This window comes from Bifidobacterium hominis (genome assembly GCF_040095915.1).
GTDB lineage: Bacteria > Actinomycetota > Actinomycetes > Actinomycetales > Bifidobacteriaceae > Bifidobacterium > Bifidobacterium hominis.
Genome location: NZ_JBBMFR010000009.1, coordinates 38,237 through 59,972 on the forward strand (window position 1 = coordinate 38,237; position 21,736 = coordinate 59,972).

9 protein-coding genes are annotated in these 21,736 nt (G+C 58.3%); 4 read left to right on the forward strand and 5 right to left on the reverse strand.

Annotated features, from left to right (window positions below; genetic code table 11):
• Positions 1 to 4: 4 nt before the first annotated feature.
• The 4 genes from WMO36_RS07280 (at position 5) to WMO36_RS07295 (ending at position 9,241) form a co-directional block, all read left to right on the forward strand.
• A complete protein-coding gene (locus WMO36_RS07280) occupies positions 5 to 649 on the forward strand; it encodes a hypothetical protein (protein ID WP_349077200.1) in 645 nt (214 codons plus the stop codon).
• Positions 650 to 812: 163 nt separating this feature from the next.
• A complete protein-coding gene (gene rpoB / locus WMO36_RS07285; RefSeq protein ID WP_039199145.1) occupies positions 813 to 4,373 on the forward strand; it encodes a DNA-directed RNA polymerase subunit beta in 3,561 nt (1,186 codons plus the stop codon).
• 91 nt (positions 4,374 to 4,464) lie between these two features.
• Entirely contained in the window at positions 4,465 to 8,478 is a 4,014-nt protein-coding gene (locus tag WMO36_RS07290; RefSeq protein ID WP_349077201.1) for a DNA-directed RNA polymerase subunit beta', read from the forward strand.
• A gap of 208 nt (positions 8,479 to 8,686) precedes the next feature.
• Positions 8,687 to 9,241 (forward strand): FHA domain-containing protein, encoded by a 555-nt coding sequence (locus WMO36_RS07295; RefSeq protein ID WP_250779154.1) that lies wholly within the window; start codon positions 8,687 to 8,689, stop codon positions 9,239 to 9,241.
• Positions 9,242 to 9,430: 189 nt separating this feature from the next.
• Here WMO36_RS07295 and WMO36_RS07300 read toward each other — a convergent pair whose 3' ends face one another.
• The 5 genes from WMO36_RS07300 to WMO36_RS07320 form a co-directional block, all read right to left on the reverse strand.
• Positions 9,431 to 10,165 carry a variant leucine-rich repeat-containing protein gene (locus tag WMO36_RS07300; protein WP_349077211.1) on the reverse strand — a complete coding sequence of 245 codons (735 nt, stop codon included), beginning with the start codon at positions 10,163 to 10,165 and terminating at the stop codon, positions 9,431 to 9,433.
• 182 nt (positions 10,166 to 10,347) lie between these two features.
• Positions 10,348 to 12,882 carry a transglutaminase TgpA family protein gene (locus tag WMO36_RS07305; protein WP_349077202.1) on the reverse strand — a complete coding sequence of 845 codons (2,535 nt, stop codon included), beginning with the start codon at positions 12,880 to 12,882 and terminating at the stop codon, positions 10,348 to 10,350.
• A complete protein-coding gene (locus tag WMO36_RS07310; RefSeq protein ID WP_435374738.1) occupies positions 12,879 to 14,099 on the reverse strand; it encodes a DUF58 domain-containing protein in 1,221 nt (406 codons plus the stop codon). The genes WMO36_RS07305 and WMO36_RS07310 overlap by 4 nt, the downstream gene beginning before the upstream one ends.
• Positions 14,100 to 14,184: 85 nt before the next feature.
• Complete coding sequence (locus tag WMO36_RS07315; RefSeq protein ID WP_349077204.1) at positions 14,185 to 15,525, reverse strand: AAA family ATPase; 1,341 nt, start codon at positions 15,523 to 15,525, stop codon at positions 14,185 to 14,187.
• A gap of 81 nt (positions 15,526 to 15,606) precedes the next feature.
• A complete protein-coding gene (locus tag WMO36_RS07320) occupies positions 15,607 to 21,636 on the reverse strand; it encodes an Ig-like domain-containing protein (RefSeq protein WP_349077205.1) in 6,030 nt (2,009 codons plus the stop codon).
• Between the last annotated feature and the right edge of the window lie 100 nt (positions 21,637 to 21,736).

Genomic DNA, 21,736 nt, shown 5'->3' on the forward strand with positions numbered 1-21,736 from the left:
AATCATGGCACAGAAGACGTTCTCGAAATCCGGCAAGAAGCGTTCGAAAAAACAGCAGACGATATTTCGTCGTCGTCGCATTGTCTTCGGTATTGCGGTGGTGGTGCTGGTCTCTTTTCTGGTGTTTTGCCTGTATTCCCTGTCTAGGGGGATTGTTGCGGTGAATCGGGAGATTCATCATGCGGATGTGTATGCGATTTCCCGTAAGGAAGTGCCGTCCCCGACGAAGAAGAAGAAAAGCGGGGTGCCGGATTGCAGCGCGACGAATGTTGCGCTTTCGTTGACTCCTGCGGCGTCGAGTTTCGGCGTGGGCGGTTCGATGGATTTTACGACGGATATCAAATATGACGGTTCCAGCAAGGTCGGCTGTTTGGTTGATATATCGGCTTCCAACGTTGTGTTGACGATCAAATCGGGCGATGATGTGATTTGGAAGTCGAATGTGTGTCCTGTGGATGCTGATTATCGTCTGTTGGCGAAGGGCGACGAGGTCAAGCAGACGATTACTTGGCCGGGAACGCGTACCGGCAGTGAGTGTGTGGAGGAATCCACCCTACCGAAGGTGGGTCGGGGCGTGTATTCGGCGCAGCTTTCACTTGAAGGGCATCCCAAAGCCAAGTCCGATCCGGTCGGCATAACTGTCGAATAAAAATCTACAGGATATGTTATTCTCATGACTTTGCGTACATGCGTGTCATATAGCGGGCACGCTGACAAAGAAGAAGCGCCCGCGTACTAGGCATATGGTGGCCAATGGGAGCGCTTCCGGGGAAACATATCGAAACGATTTAGCGAGCGATAAGGAACGTCCATTGGCTGAGGCTACGACGAACACCACCACCATCATCGCACGCGCCGACCAGCACGATATTGATCTGCACAAGGCGTCGGACCGTGTGAATTTCGGCTCCATCCGCGAGCCCATTGATGTACCCTACCTGTTGGGTGTACAGACTGACAGCTTTGACTGGCTCATCGGCAACGAGCGCTGGCAGAAGCGTGTCGAGGAGGATTTGGAGAACGGCACCAACACCGTGTCCCACACCTCTGGTCTTGACGAGGTCTTTCAGGAGATCTCCCCGATCGAGAACTTCGCTCAGACCATGAGCCTGACCTTCTCCGATCCATATTTCGAGGAACCGCGCCACACCGTGCAGGAGTGCAAGGAGAAGGATTACACCTACTCCGCTCCGCTGTACGTGAACGCTGAGTTCGAGAACGGCGACACCGGCGAAATCAAATCCCAGACCGTGTTCATGGGCGATTTCCCGCTGCAGACCCCGCACGGCACCTTCATCATCGGCGGTACCGAGCGAGTGATCGTGTCTCAGCTGGTGCGTTCCCCGGGCGTGTACTTCGACCGTAGCCAGGATCGTACTTCCGACAAGGAAGTCTTCGGCGCGAAGATCATTCCGAGCCGTGGCGCATGGCTCGAGTTCGAGATCGACAAGCGTGATGTGCTCGGCGTGCGTGTGGATCGTAAGCGCAAGCAGTCCGCCATCGTGTTCCTCATGGCCATCGGCATGACCAAGGACGAGATCGCCGACGCCTTCAAGGATTACCCGCTGGTCATGGACGCGCTCGCCAAGGAGACCGTGCAGACCCAGGACGAGGCTCTGACCGATCTGTACCGCAAGATCCGCCCGGCCGACACCCCGACGCCGGAAGCTGGCCGCAATCTGCTGGATTCCTTCTACTTCAACACCAAGCGTTACGATCTGGCCCGCGTCGGCCGTTACAAGATCAACCGCAAGCTTGGCTTGGAGAAGGATATCAACGATCGCAGCCTGTCTCGCGAAGACATCATCTCCACCATCAAGTATCTGGTCACTCTGCATGCCGGCGACACCAAGTTCCCGGGCAAGCGTGATGGTCAGGATGTGGATCTGCGCGTGGACGTCGACGATATCGACCACTTCGGCAACCGTCGTATCCGTCAGGTCGGCGAGCTGATCCAGAACCAGCTGCGCACTGGTCTGAGCCGTATGGAGCGCGTGGTCCGCGAGCGTATGACCACTCAGGATCCGGAGGCCATCACCCCGCAGTCCCTGATCAACATCCGCCCTGTGAACGCCACCATCAAGGAGTTCTTCGGAACCTCCCAGCTGTCGCAGTTCATGGATCAGAACAACCCGCTGGCAGGTGTGACCAACAAGCGTCGTCTGTCCGCTCTGGGTCCTGGCGGTCTGTCCCGCGACCGTGCATCCATGGAAGTGCGAGACGTGCACCCGTCCCACTTCGGCCGTATGTGCCCGATCGAGTCTCCTGAAGGCCCGAACATCGGTCTTATCGGCTCTCTGGCAACCTTCGGCCGCATCAACCCGTTCGGCTTCATCGAGACCCCGTACCGTAAGGTCGTCAACGGCCATGTGACCGACGAGGTCGAATACATGACCGCAGACCGCGATGCCGAGCACGTCATCGCACAGGCCAACCAGGAGCTCGACGAGAACGGCAACTTCGTCAAGAAGCAGGCCCTTGCCCGAGTCGGTGAGGAAGAAGCGGTCGATGTGCCGGTCAGCTCCGTTGACTACATGGACGTTTCCCCGCGCCAGATGGTTTCCGTCGGCGCATCCCTGATTCCGTTCCTGGAACACGATGAGGGCCACCGAGCACTGATGGGTACCAACATGCAGCGCCAGGCCGTGCCGCTGATCGAATCCGAGCGCCCGCTGGTGGGCACCGGTGCCGAATGGCGTGCAGCCGTTGATTCCGGTGATGTGATTCTGGCTGAGAAGCCGGGCGTGGTGACCTATGTTTCCGCCGATATCATCCGTGTAATGAACGACGATGGCACCACCAGCTCCTACAAGCTGGCCAAGTTCCGCCGTTCCAACCAGACCACCTGTTACAACCAGGTGCCGCTGATCCACGACGGCGAACGTGTGGAAGCCGGCACCGTGCTGGCCGACGGCCCGGCAACCCAGAAGGGTGAAATGGCTCTGGGCAAGAACCTGCTCATCGCCTTCATGCCGTGGAACGGCTATAACTACGAGGATGCTGTGATCATCTCCCAGCGTCTCGTGCAGGACGATACCCTGAGCTCCATCCACATCGAGGAATACGAGATCGACGCCCGCGAAACCAAGCTGGGTGCCGAGGAGATCACCCGTGATCTGCCGAACGTCGGCGAAGACGCGGTGGCCAACCTCGACGAGCGTGGCATTATCCGCATCGGCGCCGAAGTCGAAGCCGGCGACATTCTGGTGGGTAAGGTCACCCCGAAGGGCGAAACCGAGCTGACTCCGGAAGAGCGTCTGCTGCGCGCCATCTTCGGTGAGAAGAGCCGCGAAGTTCGTGACACCTCGCTGCGTGTGCCTCACGGCGAGACCGGTACGGTGATCGACGTCAAGGAGATCACCCGCGAAGACGCCGAAGAAGACGGCGACGAGCTGCCGAACGGCGTGAATCAGATGATTCGCGTCTACATTGCGCAGCATCGTAAGATCACCCAGGGCGACAAGCTCTCCGGCCGACATGGCAACAAGGGTGTTATCTCCCGCATTCTGCCGGAAGAGGATATGCCGTTCCTCGCGGATGGTACTCCGGTCGACATCATGCTGAACCCGCTGGGCGTGCCTTCTCGAATGAACCTCGGCCAGGTGCTGGAACTGCACTTGGGCTGGATCGCACATGCCGGCTGGGACATCTCCCTCGACCCAGATATCGAAGCCGCTTGGAAGAAGAACATTCCGCAGGGCGCCGAAAAGGGCGAGCCGGGCACCCCGGTGGCAACCCCGGTGTTCGACGGCGTTCGTCCGGAAACCATTAAGGGACTGCTTTCCTGCACCTTGCCGGATCGCGACGGCAACAAGCTGGTCGGAGACGACGGCAAGGCCGTGCTGTTCGACGGTCGTACCGGCGAACCGTACCCGAAGCCGATTTCCGTTGGCTACATGTACATGCTGAAGCTGCACCACCTGGTCGACGACAAGATCCACGCACGTTCCACCGGCCCGTACTCCATGATCACCCAGCAGCCGTTGGGTGGCAAGGCCCAGTTCGGTGGACAGCGCTTCGGCGAAATGGAAGTGTGGGCCCTCGAGGCCTACGGTGCCGCCTACACGCTGCACGAGATGATGACCACCAAGTCCGATGACGTCGACGGCCGCGTGCGTGTCTACGGCGCCATTGTGAAGGGCGACAACCTGCCGCCGGCAGGCATTCCGGAATCCTTCAAGGTGCTGCTCAAGGAAATGCAGTCCCTGTCCCTGAACGTCGAAGTGCTCAACGCGGAAGGTGTGGCCATCGACATGAAGGACGAGGACGACGATCCGTCTGCTTCCTCCGACGATCTTGGCTTCAACATCGGCGCGCGCCCCGACGCGGTCGCCAAGGCTGACCAGGTTGCGGAAGAGCCTGAATTCCAGTGATCCCATGGCTGGTCGCGTCGTATGAAAACGTGGCGCGACCAGCCTGACGAAACGTGATTAAGCATTAAGAATCGATAGACAGGACAATAGAGTGCTGGACGTCAACGCATTTGACAAACTGAGGATCGGCCTGGCCACTGCCGAAGACATCCGTAATTGGAGCCACGGCGAGGTCAAGAAGCCTGAAACCATTAACTACCGTACCCTGAAGCCGGAGAAAGACGGTCTGTTCGGCGAACAGATCTTCGGACCTACCCGTGACTGGGAGTGCGCCTGCGGTAAGTACAAGCGCGTGCGCTTCAAGGGCATCGTCTGCGAACGCTGCGGTGTGGAAGTCACCAAGAGCCGTGTGCGCCGTGAGCGCATGGGCCATATCGAGCTTGCCGCTCCGGTGACCCACATCTGGTTCTTCAAGGGTGTTCCGTCCCGTTTGGGCTACCTGCTGGACATCGCTCCGAAGGATCTGGAAAAGGTCATCTACTTCGCCGCCTACATGGTTACCAGCGTCGATGAGGAACAGCGTCATGAGGATCTTCCGGGTCTGCAGGACGAGTTCGACAACGACATCGCCAATCTGGAGAAGCGTCGCAACGCGGAAATCGAAGAGCGTGCCAAGAAAGTTGAATCCGATCTGGCCGAACTTGAGGCCGAAGGTGAAGCCAAGGGCTCCGCACGCGCCAAGCTGCGCAACAGCGCCGAGCGTGAAATGGCCGCGATCCGCATCCGTTTCGACGAGCAGATTCAGCGTCTGAGCGCCGTGTTCGACCGCTTCAAGAACCTGAAGCCGGGCGACATGGAAGGCGACGTCGACCTGTGGCGCGAAATGGAAGACCGCTACGGCGACTACTTCGAAGGCTGCATGGGCGCCGAAGCCATCAAGAAGCGCTTGCAGGACTTCGATCTTGAGGCCGCTTCCAAGCAGCTGCGTGAGGAAATCGACACCGGCACCGGCCAGCGCAAGGCCCGCGCCCTGAAGCGTCTGAAGGTCGTCAACGCCTTCCTGACCACCGGCAACAAGCCGGAAGCCATGGTGCTCGACGTGATCCCGGTCATTCCGCCGGATCTGCGTCCGATGGTGCAGCTCGACGGTGGCCGTTTCGCCACTTCCGATCTCAACGACCTCTATCGTCGTGTGATCAACCGTAACAACCGTCTGAAGCGACTGATCGAGCTCGGCGCTCCTGAAATCATGCTCAACAACGAAAAGCGCATGCTTCAGGAAGCCGTCGACTCCCTGTTCGACAACGGTCGTCGTGGACGCCCGGTCACCGGCGCTTCGAACCGCCCGCTGAAGTCCCTGAGTGACATGCTCAAGGGCAAGCAGGGTCGTTTCCGTCAGAACCTGCTTGGTAAGCGTGTGGACTACTCCGGCCGTTCCGTGATCGTGGTCGGTCCGTCCCTGCGCATGCACCAGTGCGGTCTGCCGAAGCCGATGGCCCTCGAGCTGTTCAAGCCGTTCGTCATCAAGCGTCTTGTGGACCTCAACTACGCGCAGAACATGAAGAGCGCCAAGCGTCTTGTGGACCGTGGCGATTCCGAAGTGTGGGGTGTGCTCGAAGAGGTCATCGCCGAACATCCGGTGCTTCTGAACCGTGCACCTACGCTGCACCGTCTGGGCATTCAGGCATTCGAGCCGATCCTGGTGGAAGGCAAGGCCATCCACCTGCCGCCGCTTGCCTGCGCCGCATTCAACGCCGACTTCGATGGCGACCAGATGGCAGTCCACCTGCCGCTGTCCGCCGAAGCCCAGGCCGAGGCCCGCTCCCTGATGATGGCTTCCGACAACATTCTGAAGCCGGCAGACGGCCACACCGTGACCATGCCGAGCCAGGACATGATCCTCGGTCTGTACTACCTGACCACCGTCATCGACGGAGCCAAGGGTCAGGGCCGTGTGTTCTCCTCGCTCGAAGAGGCCGAAATGGCGCTCGACAAGCACGAGATCGACATGCAGGCCAAGGTGCTTATCCGCCTTCCGAAAGACTTCGTGCTTCCGAAGGGTTGGGAACCGAGCGAAATCGAAGTCATCGATCCTGAACCGGGCAGCCCGGCGGTGGTGAAGGAAGAGCGCTTCCACGATGGTTCCGTGCTTTTCGCAACCTCCTACGGCCGCATCCTGTTCAACAGCACGCTGCCGGTCGACTACCCGTTCGTGAACGATCAGGCTCCGAAGAAGCGTCTGAGCAAGATCGTCGACGACATCGCAACCCGTTACTCCACTGCACAGGTGGCTGCAACGCTGGACGCTCTGAAGGATATGGGCTTCACCCGCGCACCGTGGTCCGGTGTGTCCTTCGCGTTCTCCGACGTTATCCAGCCGTCCGAGCGCGACGAGTTCATCGAGAAGTACGAAGCCGAAGCCGACAAGGTCAACGAGAACTACGAAATCGGTATGCTTACCGAAGAGGAGCGCCGCCAGGAACTCATCGACCTGTGGACCAAGTGCACCAGTGAGGTTTCCGAGGCTGTCGAGAAACACTTCGACTCCAAGAACAATCTGGCTATCATCGTGCAGTCCGGTGCACGAGGAAACATGATGCAGATCAACCAGATCGCAGGTATGCGAGGCCTCGTGGCCAACCCGAAGGGCGAGATCATTCCTCGACCTGTGAAGTCCAACTACCGCGACGGCCTGTCCGTGCTGGAATACTTCATCTCCCAGCACGGCGCGCGTAAGGGTCTGGCCGATACCGCACTGCGTACCGCAGAATCTGGTTACCTGACCCGTCGTCTGGTGGACGTCTCCCAGGACGTGATCGTGCGCGAAGAGGATTGCGGCACCAAGCGCGGCCTGACGATGAAGGTCGGCGAGCGTGACGCTGAAGGCAACCTGCATCTCGTCAAGGCTGCCGACGGTGGTCCGTACTCCCGTCTGCTCGCAGCTGACGTGATCGATCCAGCCGACGGCGAAACCGTGCTGTACAAGGCCGGCGACGCACTGTCCATGGACGTGCTCAACGATCTCGTCGCCCACGATGTGGAAGAAGTCAAGGCCCGTTCCGTGCTCACCTGCGATTCCAAGCGCGGTGTGTGCGCCAAGTGCTATGGCTGGTCTCTGGCCACCAACAAGCTGGTGGACGTCGGCGAGGCCGTTGGCATCGTGGCGGCACAGTCCATCGGCGAGCCTGGTACCCAGCTGACACTGCGTTCCTTCCACTCCGGCGGCGTCGCTTCCGCATCCGATATCACCCAGGGTCTCCCTCGTGTTACCGAGCTTTTCGAAGCTCGTACCCCGAAGGGCGAGGCTCCGATCGCGGAGTTCGCAGGCGTGGTCAAGGTGGAAGACACCGAGCGCGGCCGTCAGGTCATGCTGAAGCCGGATGACGAATCCGTCGAACCGATCGTCTACCCGGTGACCCGTCGCGCCCCGATGCTGGTCAAGGACGGCGAGCATGTCGAAGCTGGCACCCAGCTGATCGAAGGCTCCGTCGATCCTAAGAAGATCCTGCGCATCCTCGGCCCTCGTGCCGCCCAGGTGAACATTGTGGAGGAAGTGCACACCGTGTACCGCTCCCAGGGCGTGGATATTCACGACAAGCACATCGAGGTCATCGTGCACCAGATGCTGCGTCGTATCACGGTGATCGATTCCGGCGATACCGACCTGCTTCCGGGTGAACTGGTGGATCAGGCCCGCTTCAAGGCCGCCAATATGAAGGCCGTGAAGGAAGGTGGCAAGCCTGCCGCCGGTCGTCCGGAGCTGATGGGCATCACCAAGGCTTCGCTGGCAACCGATTCTTGGCTGTCCGCGGCTTCCTTCCAGGAGACCACCCGCGTGCTCACCGAAGCCGCCCTGAGCCAGAAGGTCGACGACCTGAAGGGCCTCAAGGAGAACGTCATCATCGGTAAGCTCATTCCGGCCGGTACCGGTCTTGCCCGTTACCGTAACGCCGTGGTCGAGCCCGACAAGGCCATTCGCGACACCATCTACCCGAACTTCGGTTTGGGTGGCGACGAGTCCGATGCTGCCTTCGGCGATGCGGATCTGTCCGAAGTCGACTTCTCCAACATCGATTTCGGCGATCTGAAGCTTGGCGACGACTTCAATCCGGATGACTTCCTGGACGACAATGGCGGCCAGATGGATTTGGGCGACAACCTGTGATCCGAAAGGCGATGATGGAACGACGTAACGTCTGAAATCATCCGATAGACATAAAAATGGGGATTGGCTTCAAACAGCTGATCCCCATTTTTAATACAAAAAAGACGATTGTTGCGATCATTATGCCAACAGTCGGCATATTACAAAACTGCCTGTATTGCAGAGCGAATTTAATATCGCAAATCAAACGTCAAATTACAATGAGGGTATGAGCTTTCTTCCATATCCGCCGCCGCCTGAACCAGGCTGGTACGACGATGACGCCACCGTAATGCCTTCCTTCGTCGATTCTGCAATGCCGGGAACGGTGCAATCTCAGCCGATGGAGCAGGTTTCCATGTTGCTGGAACCAATCAACGACGAACCGGCCAACGATGATGAGATCGATTGGGATGGCACGGTGCTGTCTTCGGCCTTCACCATGAAGCAGCCGGAGCTGGAATACACGCTTTACAATGAGCAGACCGGTCAGGAAGTGATTATCGACATGGGCGTGCTCTTGGGACGCAAGCCGTCCGTTGAAGTGCCGGAAGGTGCCAAATCCGTGAAATTGGAGGATCCGACGCGCACGATTTCACGCAATCATGCGGCGATCAGCTTCGATCAGGATGGTACGTTGTGGATTGAGGATTACGGATCGCTTAATGGCACGTACATTATTCAAGGCAATGAGGAGACCAAGGTTGAGCACGAGCCGATAAAGTTTGAAGCACCTTGCACGGTTCGTATCGGAGACCAGTTCTTTACGCTCGAGCAGCGTTGATTGAGACGTTCTGTTGCGTATCGCCAAGTATGCCGTCAAACCGCAAGGTTTGGAATGATTGAAATGACGGTGTGACAATGAACGATGTCGAGAGTCGAAGAGGGCTGTACGCGTGAGGATGCGCGTACAGCCCTCTTCAACTATTGCGATTCGCTACCTGCCAACTGGCGCTTGCTGACCGGCTATTTGCTACTGGCGTAGGCGGATGGCCGCGTTGACGGCGGAATCATTGAGATTGGCAAGCCAGTCAAGCAGATCCGGGTAGATATTCGGATTGCGTGCGAGGAAGGGGTGCAGCTCCGGAGCCTCGCTCGCGATCTGGGCCATCAGCATCTTGTCTTGCGTGGTCATGGCCAATTCCGCGGTAAAACCGCTATTCGACGCGGCCGGTTCCTGCGGCTGCATGGCGTGCTGGGCGTTGTCCGCGTACGGCTGTGCGTCATATTGCGGCTGGGCCGAAGAATAATCGGCCACTTCCGACAAATCCGCTGGATTGGTGTACGGTTCGACGTATTCCGTCGAAACGTCGTTCGCCATATTCGATGCCGACGCTTCCATGAACGATTCAGGCTGGTGTTGGACGGTTGCCGGCGTCTGGTATTGCATCTGATGCTGCACGTCCGACGATTGCCGCGGCTGCTGATACTGCGCTTGCGTTTGGGATTGCTGTGCCTGTTCCGGAACGGTTTCGGTATTCCTCTGCATAACGCCTTCCTGCGGAACCGGCCACCCCAATGCGACCAGCTGCTGGCGTGCGCGTTCATCGCCGAATTGGGCGACCCAACGTTTCAGACCAGGGTACGCACGCGGATTGGCAACCACATTCGCGCCGAATTCTGGATTTTCGTAAGCGATTTTCGCCAAGAGCACGGGATCTGCGTTCGGATCCTGCACAGCTGCGGCCGCGGTATCGAAATCGACCATCATGGTCTCCTTATCTCGTGATCTGTAAATATTGTATTGAATGCGCTGAGAACAAAGCGGCAATCTAATCATCGACGCTTGCCATTGCGGGAACATGCGCGTTATTGAACGGTTCGCAACGTCTGCAATGTGCCTTCCTGCAAATCGACGATATCCTCATGATCTCCGATTTTGCTGACGTTTCAATCGTTGTCATCCGAAATATTGGTTGCCGTATCCGCTGCGTTATTCGCTGAATCGTCGCTCGCGCCGCGTTTGCCTCGAAAATGGAAAACGTCGGCAAGCGAAAGTTTGGCGCGCCATCTGCGCAATGTCGGCAATGACTTGAGCATGTACTTGCGTTCCTGCGCAATATCATGCCAATACTGCTGCACATGCTCCTCGTTGACGGTATTACCGGAGAAGGCCGCGTAATCGGCCTGTGTGCCCAAGGCAAGCAACGTTTCACAGGAAATATCCATCTGGCTTGCGATGGAGACCGCCTGTTCGCTGCGCGTGCCTTGAATGTCAAGTCCGCTTTGCCGAGCGAGCGCCGCCACGGATTGCCATCCTGCCGCCACTCGCTGTTGCGCGCTGCCGTGTTTTCTTGACCGTGCCAGTGCGATCGCTTTGATGGCGAGCAGGAGGCCGCATACGATGAGCAGCGTCCACAGGGGGCTTCCGTAGATGGCTACTTTTCTTGCGATTCTGCCGAAATGCTGCCAGAAGAGGTTGATTGACGTTTCGTCAGCCATGCTTCCGCCGATTGAGGACTTGCCTTTGGCTTGGGTGTCGTCGCGCAGCGGGTCGGTGAGGGGTACTGGGGGTTGACGTACCAGGGCTTGCGGGTTCGGTGGGGTGAGGTTCTGGTTTTCGTCGGGGACTTTGGTTTCCTTTGGCGTCGGGTAGAACGCCACCCAGCCGTAGCCGTCCAGTTTGATTTCCACCCATGCGGTCACGTCGTTGCCGGTGAATTCGATGACGGTGTTTTTCCCTTGTTTTTCGGTGCGGTTTTCGCTGATGTCGCCTTCATCGTCTTTTGGTAGGAATCCAAGCACCACTCGGCTTGGAAGTCCCAGGCTGCGTGCCATGAGTGCCATTGCGGAGGCGTATTGTTCGCTGTCTCCGACCATGGCCGTTCCGGCGAGCAGCTGGTCGATACGGTAGTTGCCGTGGCCGGCGGTAGACGGGTAATCGCCGCTCAAGCCGTGCGAGAACCAGCCTGATTCCTTGAGTTTTTCGGCGATGGCCTGGGCTGCTTCGCCGCCTTTGGATTGGCCGCCGGCTATGGCTGTGGCGAGTTTGTCCACACAGTCGGGCACGTCTTCGGCTTTAGGCTGGCTGATGGAGGCTGCGTTGGCTTTGGCGATTTGCTTGTCGGTGGGAACTGCTGGCATGATGCCGGTTTCCGTGTAGGTGAGGCCTTCGGAGGTGCGTGAGGGATAGATGGCCGACATGGTGTCGCTGTTGTAATAGAACGAGTCGACGTTTTCACTGTTGTCGAAGGTCACGCTCGATGCGGCTCCGGCCATGGGCAGCCAGTAGTCGCTCAGGCCTTTGTTCACGGTGAATGTTGCGGTGAATTTCTTGCCTTCGGCGTTGTTGGTGATGGAGGTGCCGACGCGATGGTAATTGGAGGAGTCCGACGACATGGCGGAATCGGACAGGTTCCATACGTTGCCATCGAAACGGTCCATGACCGCTAGCCGCACGCTCGAACCTGCGGGCAGGTTTTCGACGGTGAGGAGCACATCGTCCTTGCTGTTTTTGATGTACGAACGCATGCCGCTCAACGGGCTTGTGTAATCGTACGGGCTGAGCGGCGGATCGTAATGGTCGCGCAGAATGGTGCGGTCCCGGCCGACGGCAAGGCATCCTCCGATCGCCAATGCGATGGAAACAACCACGATTACCACGGAACTGATCCAACGTCCCAATTCCAGTAATTTCCAACGTGCACTGATCCAAATCACGAGCACAAGCGCCATTGCGCTGCCGACGAATATGCGGTAATAGCCGGAAGATGAGCCAAGCAATGCGCAGATCGCAAGATTGGCGATGACGGGAACAATGGCGATCATGGTGAATCTGCCATCTTCCGTCACTGCGAAAATGCCGGTGAGCAGCGCGAACCACAGGCAGATGGTCCATACTGCAAGCAGACAGCCGTCCGTGGTGCCGGTTGGAGGTTCGACCGACAGGATGAATTTGAAGGAGCCGAGCGTCTGCATCCATCCTTGCGTAAGCGTACGCAGGGTTGGGATGAAGTGTGTGATGGTGGTGTCGTTGAGGAACAGAACCGGGCCGACAACCAGTTGCGCGACGGCCGTGAACAGTATCTGCCACCAGAGGCGGAGCGCGGGAACCGTGCCTGCGAGCGCCACGAGTGATCCGATGATGGTGGCTGGAATGGCGGCGAGGGCCCAGGATGCGGCTGATCCGTAGACGTCGATGAGGTTGCTGGCTGCGGCGAGGGTGAGCAGGGCTGCTACGAGCAAGCTTGCGTATTGCGAGGCGCGTGGTCGGTGTAAGTAGGGAAGGACTTGCGATTTGCCGTCTCGTGACATCCAGATGGCGGAGTGTGTGGAGTCGGCCCATGAGCCTGTTCCGGTGCCTGTTTCCGTGAAGGTGCCGGTGGATGATTCGGTGAAGGTGTTGCCGAATCCGGTGGTGTGGTCGGCGCGGGTTTCGCCGGTATTGGCGTTGATGCTGTGTTTGCTGAATCCTGCGGTGCTCATGCCAGTACCCCCATGATCATTGGAAGATCGTCTAGGTTTCCTACGGTCGCCAGGGTGAAGTCGGCGTATTGTTTGATGGCGCGTGGTTGCCCGATGGCGGTTTGCAGTACCACGCAGGTTGCTGATCGGGGGAGCGCGAGCGCTATGTGTTTGATCTCGTCGATGCTTTTGAGCCTGCCGACGGTGATGTAGTAGAACGATGAGTCGGGGGTGTGGGTGAGGGTGGTTTGTGCGAGGTTCGGATTGTCGTTGATGTCGGGGGTAATGGCGCTGCATCCGTCGAGGAATTCCGTGGAGTTGCATGGCGTGGCGTGTTCGTTTCCCGCATGGGAGGTTACCGGGCGGTTTTGGAGCAGGCATTGCACGCCGATGGATGCGTGGACGGATACCGCCAGTTCGAATTCGTCGGAGCTGAGGTAGTCGTCTGGGTTCACGCTGATGGTCAATGCGGTGTTGGTACGTCGGGTTGCTTCGTATTGGCGGATCATCAGCGCTCCCGTTTTTGCGGAGCTGAGCCAGTGCACGTTGCGCACGTCGTCGCCCGGCTCGTATTCGCGCAGTCCGTAGAAGTCGAGGTCGTCGTCGACGATTTCGCCGCTGGGCTGACCTTCGAAGTCTCGCGGAATTCCGGCGTTGAGTGTGTTCAGCATGACGGTTTGCGGGTGGATGAACACGTTGATTTGGTCGGCGAGTTTCTTTTCGTGCCGTACGAGTCCGAATGGGTCGCCTTTGCGTATGGAAAGCGGTCCGACCGGCAACACCGCGCGGGAGACGGCGGTGAATTCCACGGTTGTTTGGTGTGATTGGCCAGCGGTGAGCATGGGGATGGAGAATCGTTCGTGATTGTCGCCGATGGACAGGTCGCCTCGTGCGGATGTGGTTGGCGTGTGTCCCGGATTGTCGACGCACACGTCGACTTTCACGGTGTCTGACACGGTGACTCGCCTTCTGGACACGTCTATGGTGGCAGTGAACGACGTGTTGCCGAGCGACAGCATGATGGCGGCGACCATCATGCAGACGAATATGATCGCCATGGCCAGCAGTTCATGCCATCCGAGGATCGTGAACGCTATGAGCGAGGCGATGGTGAGTCCGGCCACTGCCCATCCGAGTGGTGACACATATGAGGTGACCAGTCGTTTGATGCGATGCTTGATGCGTCGCAGGGATCGTTGCATGGTTCTCCTGCGTTGCATGGTTTTGGATTGTCGCATACTTGACCTTTCGGGGGTTTGTGAACGTTTCGTGCGGTTGTGCGCTTCTGTCGTGCTGCGCGTGCAGCTGTGTCGGGTATACGTTTCAGACGGTGGCGCCTACGGTCGGTGCAGGTACGTTTTCGAGGATCTGTTCGATCATCTGACCGGGGGTGTATCCGGCGAACGTGGCCTCTGCGGTGAGCGTGATGCGGTGCGCGAGCACGGCGACCGCCAGCTGCTTCACATCGTCGGGTACCGCATATCCGCGATTGTTGGACGCCGCCCACACGCGGGCGCATCGGGTCAGCGCGAGTGCGCCTCGCATGGACGATCCGACTTGGATGCGTTCGTTGTGGCGCGTCGCTTCCACCAAGCGCACGATGTATTCGAGGATCGCGTCGTCAAGATGAACGGTTTCGCTGATGGCACGCATGCGTAGCACGTCGTTGCCGGTGAGCACCGCATGTACGGTGGATGCACGGTCGGTGACGTTGACCTGCTTGAGAATGCTTACGCTCACGTCATGGCTCGGATAGCCGATGGTTGTTTTGATGAGGAAACGATCCATCTGCGCTTCCGGTAGTTTGTAGGTGCCGAGCTGTTCGATGGGGTTCTGGGTGGCGATGACCATGAAAGGCTGCGGTACCGGGTGGGTTTCGCCGTCGACGGTGACTTTCTGCTCTTCCATGACCTCGAGCAGCGCGGACTGTGTTTTCGGCGAGGCTCGGTTGATTTCGTCGGCAAGCACGATGGATGCGAAAATCGGGCCTTCGCGGTATTCGAATTCGCCGTTCTTCTGGTCGTAGTAGGTTACGCCGACCACGTCGGAAGGCAGCAGATCCGGAGTGAACTGGATGCGCTTGAACGACATGTCGATGGAGTTGGCGAGGCCTCGGGCCAGCTGCGTCTTGCCTGTTCCGGGGTTGTCTTCAAGCAGAATGTGGCCGCCGACAATCATGGCGGTGGCGCATTGGCGGATCGGTTGTTCCTTGCCGACCACGACCTGGGAGACGCTGTCGACCAGTTTGGCGAACTGGTTGTGGAATTCGGTGATGTCGGCCTGTGGCGCGGACATCATGGACGAGGTTGCGGCTGGCTGCGCGGGCTTGGCTTGCGATGTCGTGGCCTGCGGGAATTGGCGTGGTGCCGCTGCCGGAATTGGCTGCGATTGCGGCAACGGTTGTTGCATCTGCACCGGCTGTGCCGGTTGCGCCTTCATGGGGTGCGTTGTTGGAACCGTAGGCATTGCAGGCCTGGAGGGCGTTGCGTTGTATGCGCTGAGCACGGTGTCTTCATCGTCGCCGCTTTGCTTCTGCGGATGCGTCGGCAGGCTTGGAGCTTGGAATGCGGGGCGCATCTGCGGATTGCCAGGCTGTTGCGGCTTGTTCATATGGTGCCCGATGGAACCCAGCTGGGTGGCGTCGTCATCGTTTTCGTTGCTCATGGGTGCTCCTTGCTTGCTTCTATTGGTCGTATTGATGATTGGTTGTCGATATTGGATTGTTCGTCGAGATTGCCATACCGGCTAGCGATTGGCGTAATAGGCCAGGCCTCTCACCCACGGCTTGCTTTTTCCATCGATGGTGGAAAGAGCTACGGATGAAGCCGTAGGGGCGTCACTTTGCCCTGATCCCGACTGGTCCGGATTGGAATCAGGCTTAGGATCGGGGGTCGGTTCGTTATAGCGGTCGGAGTCTTTGATCGTTGATCCGTCTGCCTCGTTGTTGAGTGCCGGGTCTGGACCGGTGACTTTAAACTTCCATGTGTAGTCAACCCCCGTTGGTAGCTTTTCGGCGTTCAACTGACTGGTACCTTGGGCCCAAGGGATTTCGTATGTTTTGCCACCTCCGGTGAATACGAAAGAGTAGCTGCCAATTTGATTCCATGTTTTCACCGATCCGCCGGCGACCTTGATGAGATTCGTGTCATTGGCATCCCAGGAAAGGGTCGGCATGGTAGTGATTTCCGCTTTAATTTTGTTGCCGACGGTATTGCTGTTGGCAGTTTCAGGGGTGCTGATATGTGACGTATCAATGAAGTATTGCTGAACATTTACCGTATCGCAGGTGCTCCAGTTACCGGAAAGCGGCCATTCTGCTCTGTTCTCGTGAAGATCAGCATTGTAATAATCCTTGGCCCTTACAACAAAGCCTGTGACGCGCCCTTTTTTGGACCAGGTCGCCACACATGTATTGTTGCTGAGTTCCAGCTTCACATTGGTTGGAGGGTCGACTGCTGTGAAGGGCGAAACGGATGTTTCGCTGCTCGACGAACCACTGCGTTCCGTGACCACGGTAATCGTTGGCTTAATCTCTTTGTAATACCACTCGTTCTTGATGTCGAATTCGACGGAATAGTCCGTGGCATTGGTCTCTACGGATCTGTCTTCGTCTCTGATACTTACCGTAATCGACTGGTATTTCGAGTTACGGGCGTCATTGATCCGCCCGCTCACCACAATCTTGTCGCCATTCTGCACTGCGGAGATGGTTGGTTTGTCAGGCTTACCCCAAGGCGAAACGGCATTGGACACGGCGGATGGCTGACTCCAGTTCATTTTGTTATGTGCCTTGACCGTGGCGGTATAGGATGCGCCATTGGTAATCGCATTGTCGTCGAATTTGAACGTGAAGCTTGTACCTTCAACCTTTTGCGTCGGATTCGCTATATTGGATCCATTTAACGTCACCTCATAGCCGTCGACGGCGGAGAAATTGCCTTCCGGAGCTTTCCATGTGACAACGACGGTGTTCCTGCCGGCTTCGGCCTTCACATCGGTCGGCGCGTCCGGAAGCTTGTCAGGCGTGCCTTCCACGCTGTTCGACTCCTTCGACCAGCCGACCTCATTCTTGGCCTGCACCTTGAACGAGTACGTCTTGCCGTTCTTCAAACCGGTAATCTGGCAGGAGGTCACGGAACCGCACAATTTCTCGCCGGAACCGTCGCCGTTCCACGTCACCTTGTATCCGCTGATCGGGCTGCCGTTCGAAGAACCGGCCGTCCAACTCAGATTCACCGCGCCATCCTGCGGGTCTCCCGCGATGGGGGAGAGCAGAGGCGCATCCGGCCTGTCCATTACCGAAACGTTGATGGTGCCTGTTATCTCACGTTCCTTCGTATTGGTGGCATCACGCACGTTGACGATCACCTTGTTGGTGCTCGCGCCGATGTCGGAAGCTGCGCTGATCGACACCACACCGTTTGACGGACAGTCCACGGTCAGCTTCGACGCGCCGTCGGACGTACATCCGGTCACGGTCAATGCGGAATCGGGGAACGGATTGTACGCGTCGGCAAGCAGGTTCACTTCCTCGCTGCTTCCCGCCTTGACCTTCACGGTTTTCGCGTTGATGCGTGCCAAAGGCCTGTTGGAGGTCGTCACACGAACCGTGACGCCCGCGTTCACCGTGCCCTTCGAATATTGGATTGAAATGGGCACGCTCACCGTGGTTCCCGGCGACGTGGTTTTGTCGGCGGACACGGTCAGTTTGCCGTTAGAACTCACTTTGGCGCTCACCTGGTCGGAATCAGCGCCACCCGAATACGTGTACTGTTTTTCGTCGTCGTATAGGTCGGACGCCGAATGGGTCAACGCGGTCAGGTCGATGGTGGTGGCGCTCTCGCCGGCGACCACGTCGATGGTGGACGAAGAGAACGTCGGCGCGGGCACGTCGCGCCCGATCACGGTGATCGGCAACGTCAACACTGCCGAATTGATGATTTTCACCTTGTCGTTCTTGTCGCGCTTGCCATCCACCGCGGTGAAAGTGATGGATGCAGGGCCGGAGTAGTCCTTCGGCGCGGTGAACTTCAACGTCTGGTCGTTCGCATACAGGTCGCCGTCCGCGGCTTTCGTGGCGCTTACCGAATCGGCGCCGTCCACATACGCGGTCTTGCCTGCGCCCACACGCACGTAATCGGCGATATTGATGGTGATCGTCTCTCGCGCGTTCACCTTCAAAGCCGGCGCTTTCGGCCGAAGGGCCGGCGGAAACACGCCGTATGCGGGCACTTGGATGAACGCCGTGGACGTGATGTCATACGTCGTGTTGGTCACGGTGTATGGCACGGCTCGCGCCTCGTCCGTCAATTCCACGGTAATGGTCGTGGACTTGTCTCCGCCTTTGACATGCGCATGGTCGGTGGCCGAATCATCAACGGCCACGTGCAGTTCGTCGGCGCTGCCGGAAGGGTTCGCAATCCATTGCGAAACGTCCACGTCGACCGATTTCTTGTCGATCGTCGCCGAAGAAGGCACACGGTAGTCGTATGCGGTCGGCGGTTCGATGGTGGCGTTGCCATCGACGTTCACCGTCAGCGTTGCTGTGTCTGACAATCCTGCCTTGTCTTTGACCGTATACACCACGTAATAGGTGCCCGCCTGCTGAGGCGTGGTGAAGGCGAGCGCATTATCCACTACGTTCACATTGCTGATGTCTTGCGATTCGACGTCTTTGCTGACGGTCAGGTCGGTGTTGTCTCCGGAAATGTCGTTTTGCGCCACGGGTACGGTTGCCGCGGTGTTGGGGCGCAATGTGATTTCGTCGTCGCGTGCGTACACGCCCGAGTCAGTGCCGGATTTGAACACGCCCACGCGGATTTGCGCTTGGGATCGTTGGCCGGTCCAGTCTTCGACGGCGTATGAGAAGGTGTCGGTTCCTGCGGAGTCGGCATATGCCTCGTATACCAGGTAGGTGGCTCCGACTTCGCTGATGCGTCCGAGCGTCGGAGCCTTGTTGCCGAGGCCGAGCAGCTGCACGTCGTCACCATCGGCGTCGATGCCGGTCAGGATGATTGGGATTTGTACTTTCTGCCCTGCCGCAACCTGTGCTTCAACGTCGGATGGTGTTGGCGCCGCCTTGTTTTCGGCGTCTTTTTGATGCACGTTGATGGTGATTGTGGCAGATGCCGCGTTGCCGAGATTGTCTTTGACCGTGTATGTTACGGGGAAGGATCCGGTTTGGTTGGATGCTTGGTATCGTACGGTGTTGCCTGATACGAATACGAGTCCTTTGAACGTGCTCTTGTCGTATTGCAGGTCGTTTTGCAGGTTTACCGTGGTGCCGTCGGAGTAGGTAACGTGGTCGAGCACGTCGATGGAGACGATGCCGTCGGTGCGTACCTGCGTGGTGATGTTGTCGGCTTTCGGTATGGAGTTGGAGGTGGTCAACGCCGGCGGCTGCAGTACGATCACGCCGGTCGACGTGCCTGCTGCGTTGGCTACGCTGTATTTGATTTGCACGGGTTCGGTCGGCACCTGTCGTGCGGTGATGTAGACGCGCTTGTTGCTCACGACGCCGGTTTTGATGCCGCTTGCCGCGTCGGCGGTCACGTTGGTCACGGACAATACGCCGCCCATCGGGTCGACGTCGTTGGCTAGGGGCTCCACGATCGCGGTGTTGTCGGCGCCGAGCAGTGCCACGTCGTTGGCGGCGATGGGTTTGGCGGAGTCTCCGGTCGCGGCCTGTACTTCGATGCGGGCCAGGCCGGTCGTGGGAATGGATCCTTGCGTGATGGTGTAGGGCACGTAGTAGGTGCCGGGGTTGGCCGCGCTGAAGGTGAACGACATGTCGGTGGCGTTCATGGCTGTGGATGCGCCGGATGGGGTTTCCACGGCGGTCAGCTGCGTGGGTTCGGCCGAGGTGCCGTGCACGTATTGTTTGAGCGAGACGGTGGTGCGTGCGTCTGGCGTGGTCTGCTTGACTACCGGATCAATCACTGCGGCCAACGTGTTGGCCGGTTTCACTGAGAAATACACCATGCCGGTGCCGGTCTGCTGTCCGTCGGAAACGGTTACTTCGATGCTGGCTCTGCCGGAAGACATGGATCCCGCGTTGAATACGAGCTGCCCGTCGGCTCGCGTGGAGACGGTCACCTGGTCGGTGTTCTGCGGGGTTGCGGATACAAGCGTGAGCGGATCGCCGTCGGGGTCGGAGAAGCTGCCCAAAGCGTTGGTGGTGTAGGTGGCTCCTTGCTCCACGTCGATTTCCGGTGGCGTATCGGTTTGCTGGGGTGCGTTGTCGTCGTTTCCGACCAAGGTGAGGTTCACGTTGGCGTTGGATGTCTGCCCGCGTCCGTCGGAAATCTCATAGCTGAACGATACCGATCCCTCGGCTGCCGCGGATGCGTCGAGCTGCAGGTATCGTCCGTCATATACGGGTGAGACGCTGATGTTGGCTCCGTCCGGGGCGCTTACCGAGGTGATGCGCAGCACGGAACAGTCGGTCTGCTCGTCGTTGCGAAGCACGTCGAGAATCTGCTGCGATCCCGTTCTCGCGCCGAGCAAATCGTCTTCCGCTTTGATCTGCCCGGATTGTGACGAGCAGGTTTTGCTGAAATTATGCTGGTTGTTGGCACTGTCGTTGTTCTGTTCCTGCTGCTTCGACTGTTTGGTTTCCACCTTGTTCCATTGGATTTTGATGACTTTGGTGGATTCCTGCGGATTCCAGACGTTGCCGTTGACCACGTCGTTGAGTATGACCAGACGATGGTTGGTGCGGAATATCAGTTCCGAAGTGGCGTTGATGTTGGTCAGGGTGTCGAATGTCGTGTCCGAACCGTCGGCGGAGCATGCTTTGGCGTAATTGTTGGCTTTCTGTGCCCATGCGGCGAATACGCATCCTCCTGTGGATACCGGCTGGGCGGCCTCGCCTTTGCCGGAATTCGGGGTTTCAGAGGTTTTCTTGGTGCTGAGGTTCACCGTTGCGAGTCCACGTGGTGTCGCCACGGCCACCCATCCGTTCTGTTTGCCGTCCGTGGAAGGGGCTTGCAAGGTCATGTCGCCCTGCAGATTGATGGCTGCGCTTCCCTGCGGCCAGTACACGGTGCTTTTCGCCGCCACGACCGGGGTTGCGTCGATAACGGTGAACGATTCGGCATGCGGTGCGCCTTTGATTGTGTCTGTTTGCTCGTTCGTGCCCTGCGGCCCGTCGAGGCTCAGCACCGCACCATCGGAAGCACGGTATCCGTATACGGTTCCGTCGTGTGTCACCGCGATTTTTCCACCGGATCCCAGCTTCATGTTCGGCTTGTCGGTGGTTGGATTGACGGATTTCACATCGGAAGCGGATCCCACCCACACATTGCCGGTTTTGACATTGATGAACGCTGCGGTGTCGCCTCCGACAATGGTTTCGATATCCGTTTTGATGGCGGTGTTGCCGGTTTCGCTGATGGTGGAAGCCGCGATGCTGCTGGCTTTCGTACCTTCGGAAATCACGGTGCTGCCATTATGTTGGGCCACGTCGAAACGGGAGGCCGCGGATGAGACTCCAGCGTTCACATCCTTGTTTTTCGCATTGAATCGTGCGGCCTTGCGGTCCTTCAGCGAAGTGATCCACACGGTGCCGTCGTCAAGTTGCACATGCCGTTGCGTCACCGAACGGACGATGAACGCGCCTGCGATGATGCCCAGCAGCAGAAGCAGCATGATGATCGGTGTGATCCACCGTCTGCTTCCCGACGGCAACAGCAGTTTGCGCATCATCGATCCGAAGCGCAATTGACGTTCATACGATTGTGCCGACTGATTGGCTGCGTTCTTGCGTTTGCCCATTTCCGGTTCTTCCCTGAATGTTCCGATTGTCGTTGTGTTCGTTCCCGACGTCGCCTGCGATTGAATAATGCCGTCGGCCGACCCTGTTGCGAAATGCTGC

Bases quoted from the DNA above. Each gene is read 5' to 3' on its own strand.
- WMO36_RS07280 (WP_349077200.1), top strand. From the start codon at position 5: ATGGCACAGAAGACGTTCTCGAAATCCGGCAAGAAGCGTTCGAAAAAA.
- WMO36_RS07295 (WP_250779154.1), top strand. From the start codon at position 8,687: ATGAGCTTTCTTCCATATCCGCCGCCGCCTGAACCAGGCTGGTACGAC.
- WMO36_RS07300 (WP_349077211.1), bottom strand. From the start codon at position 10,165: ATGGTCGATTTCGATACCGCGGCCGCAGCTGTGCAGGATCCGAACGCA.
- WMO36_RS07305 (WP_349077202.1), bottom strand. From the start codon at position 12,882: ATGAGCACCGCAGGATTCAGCAAACACAGCATCAACGCCAATACCGGC.
- WMO36_RS07310 (WP_435374738.1), bottom strand. From the start codon at position 14,099: ATGCGACAATCCAAAACCATGCAACGCAGGAGAACCATGCAACGATCC.
- WMO36_RS07315 (WP_349077204.1), bottom strand. From the start codon at position 15,525: ATGAGCAACGAAAACGATGACGACGCCACCCAGCTGGGTTCCATCGGG.
- WMO36_RS07320 (WP_349077205.1), bottom strand. From the start codon at position 21,636: ATGGGCAAACGCAAGAACGCAGCCAATCAGTCGGCACAATCGTATGAA.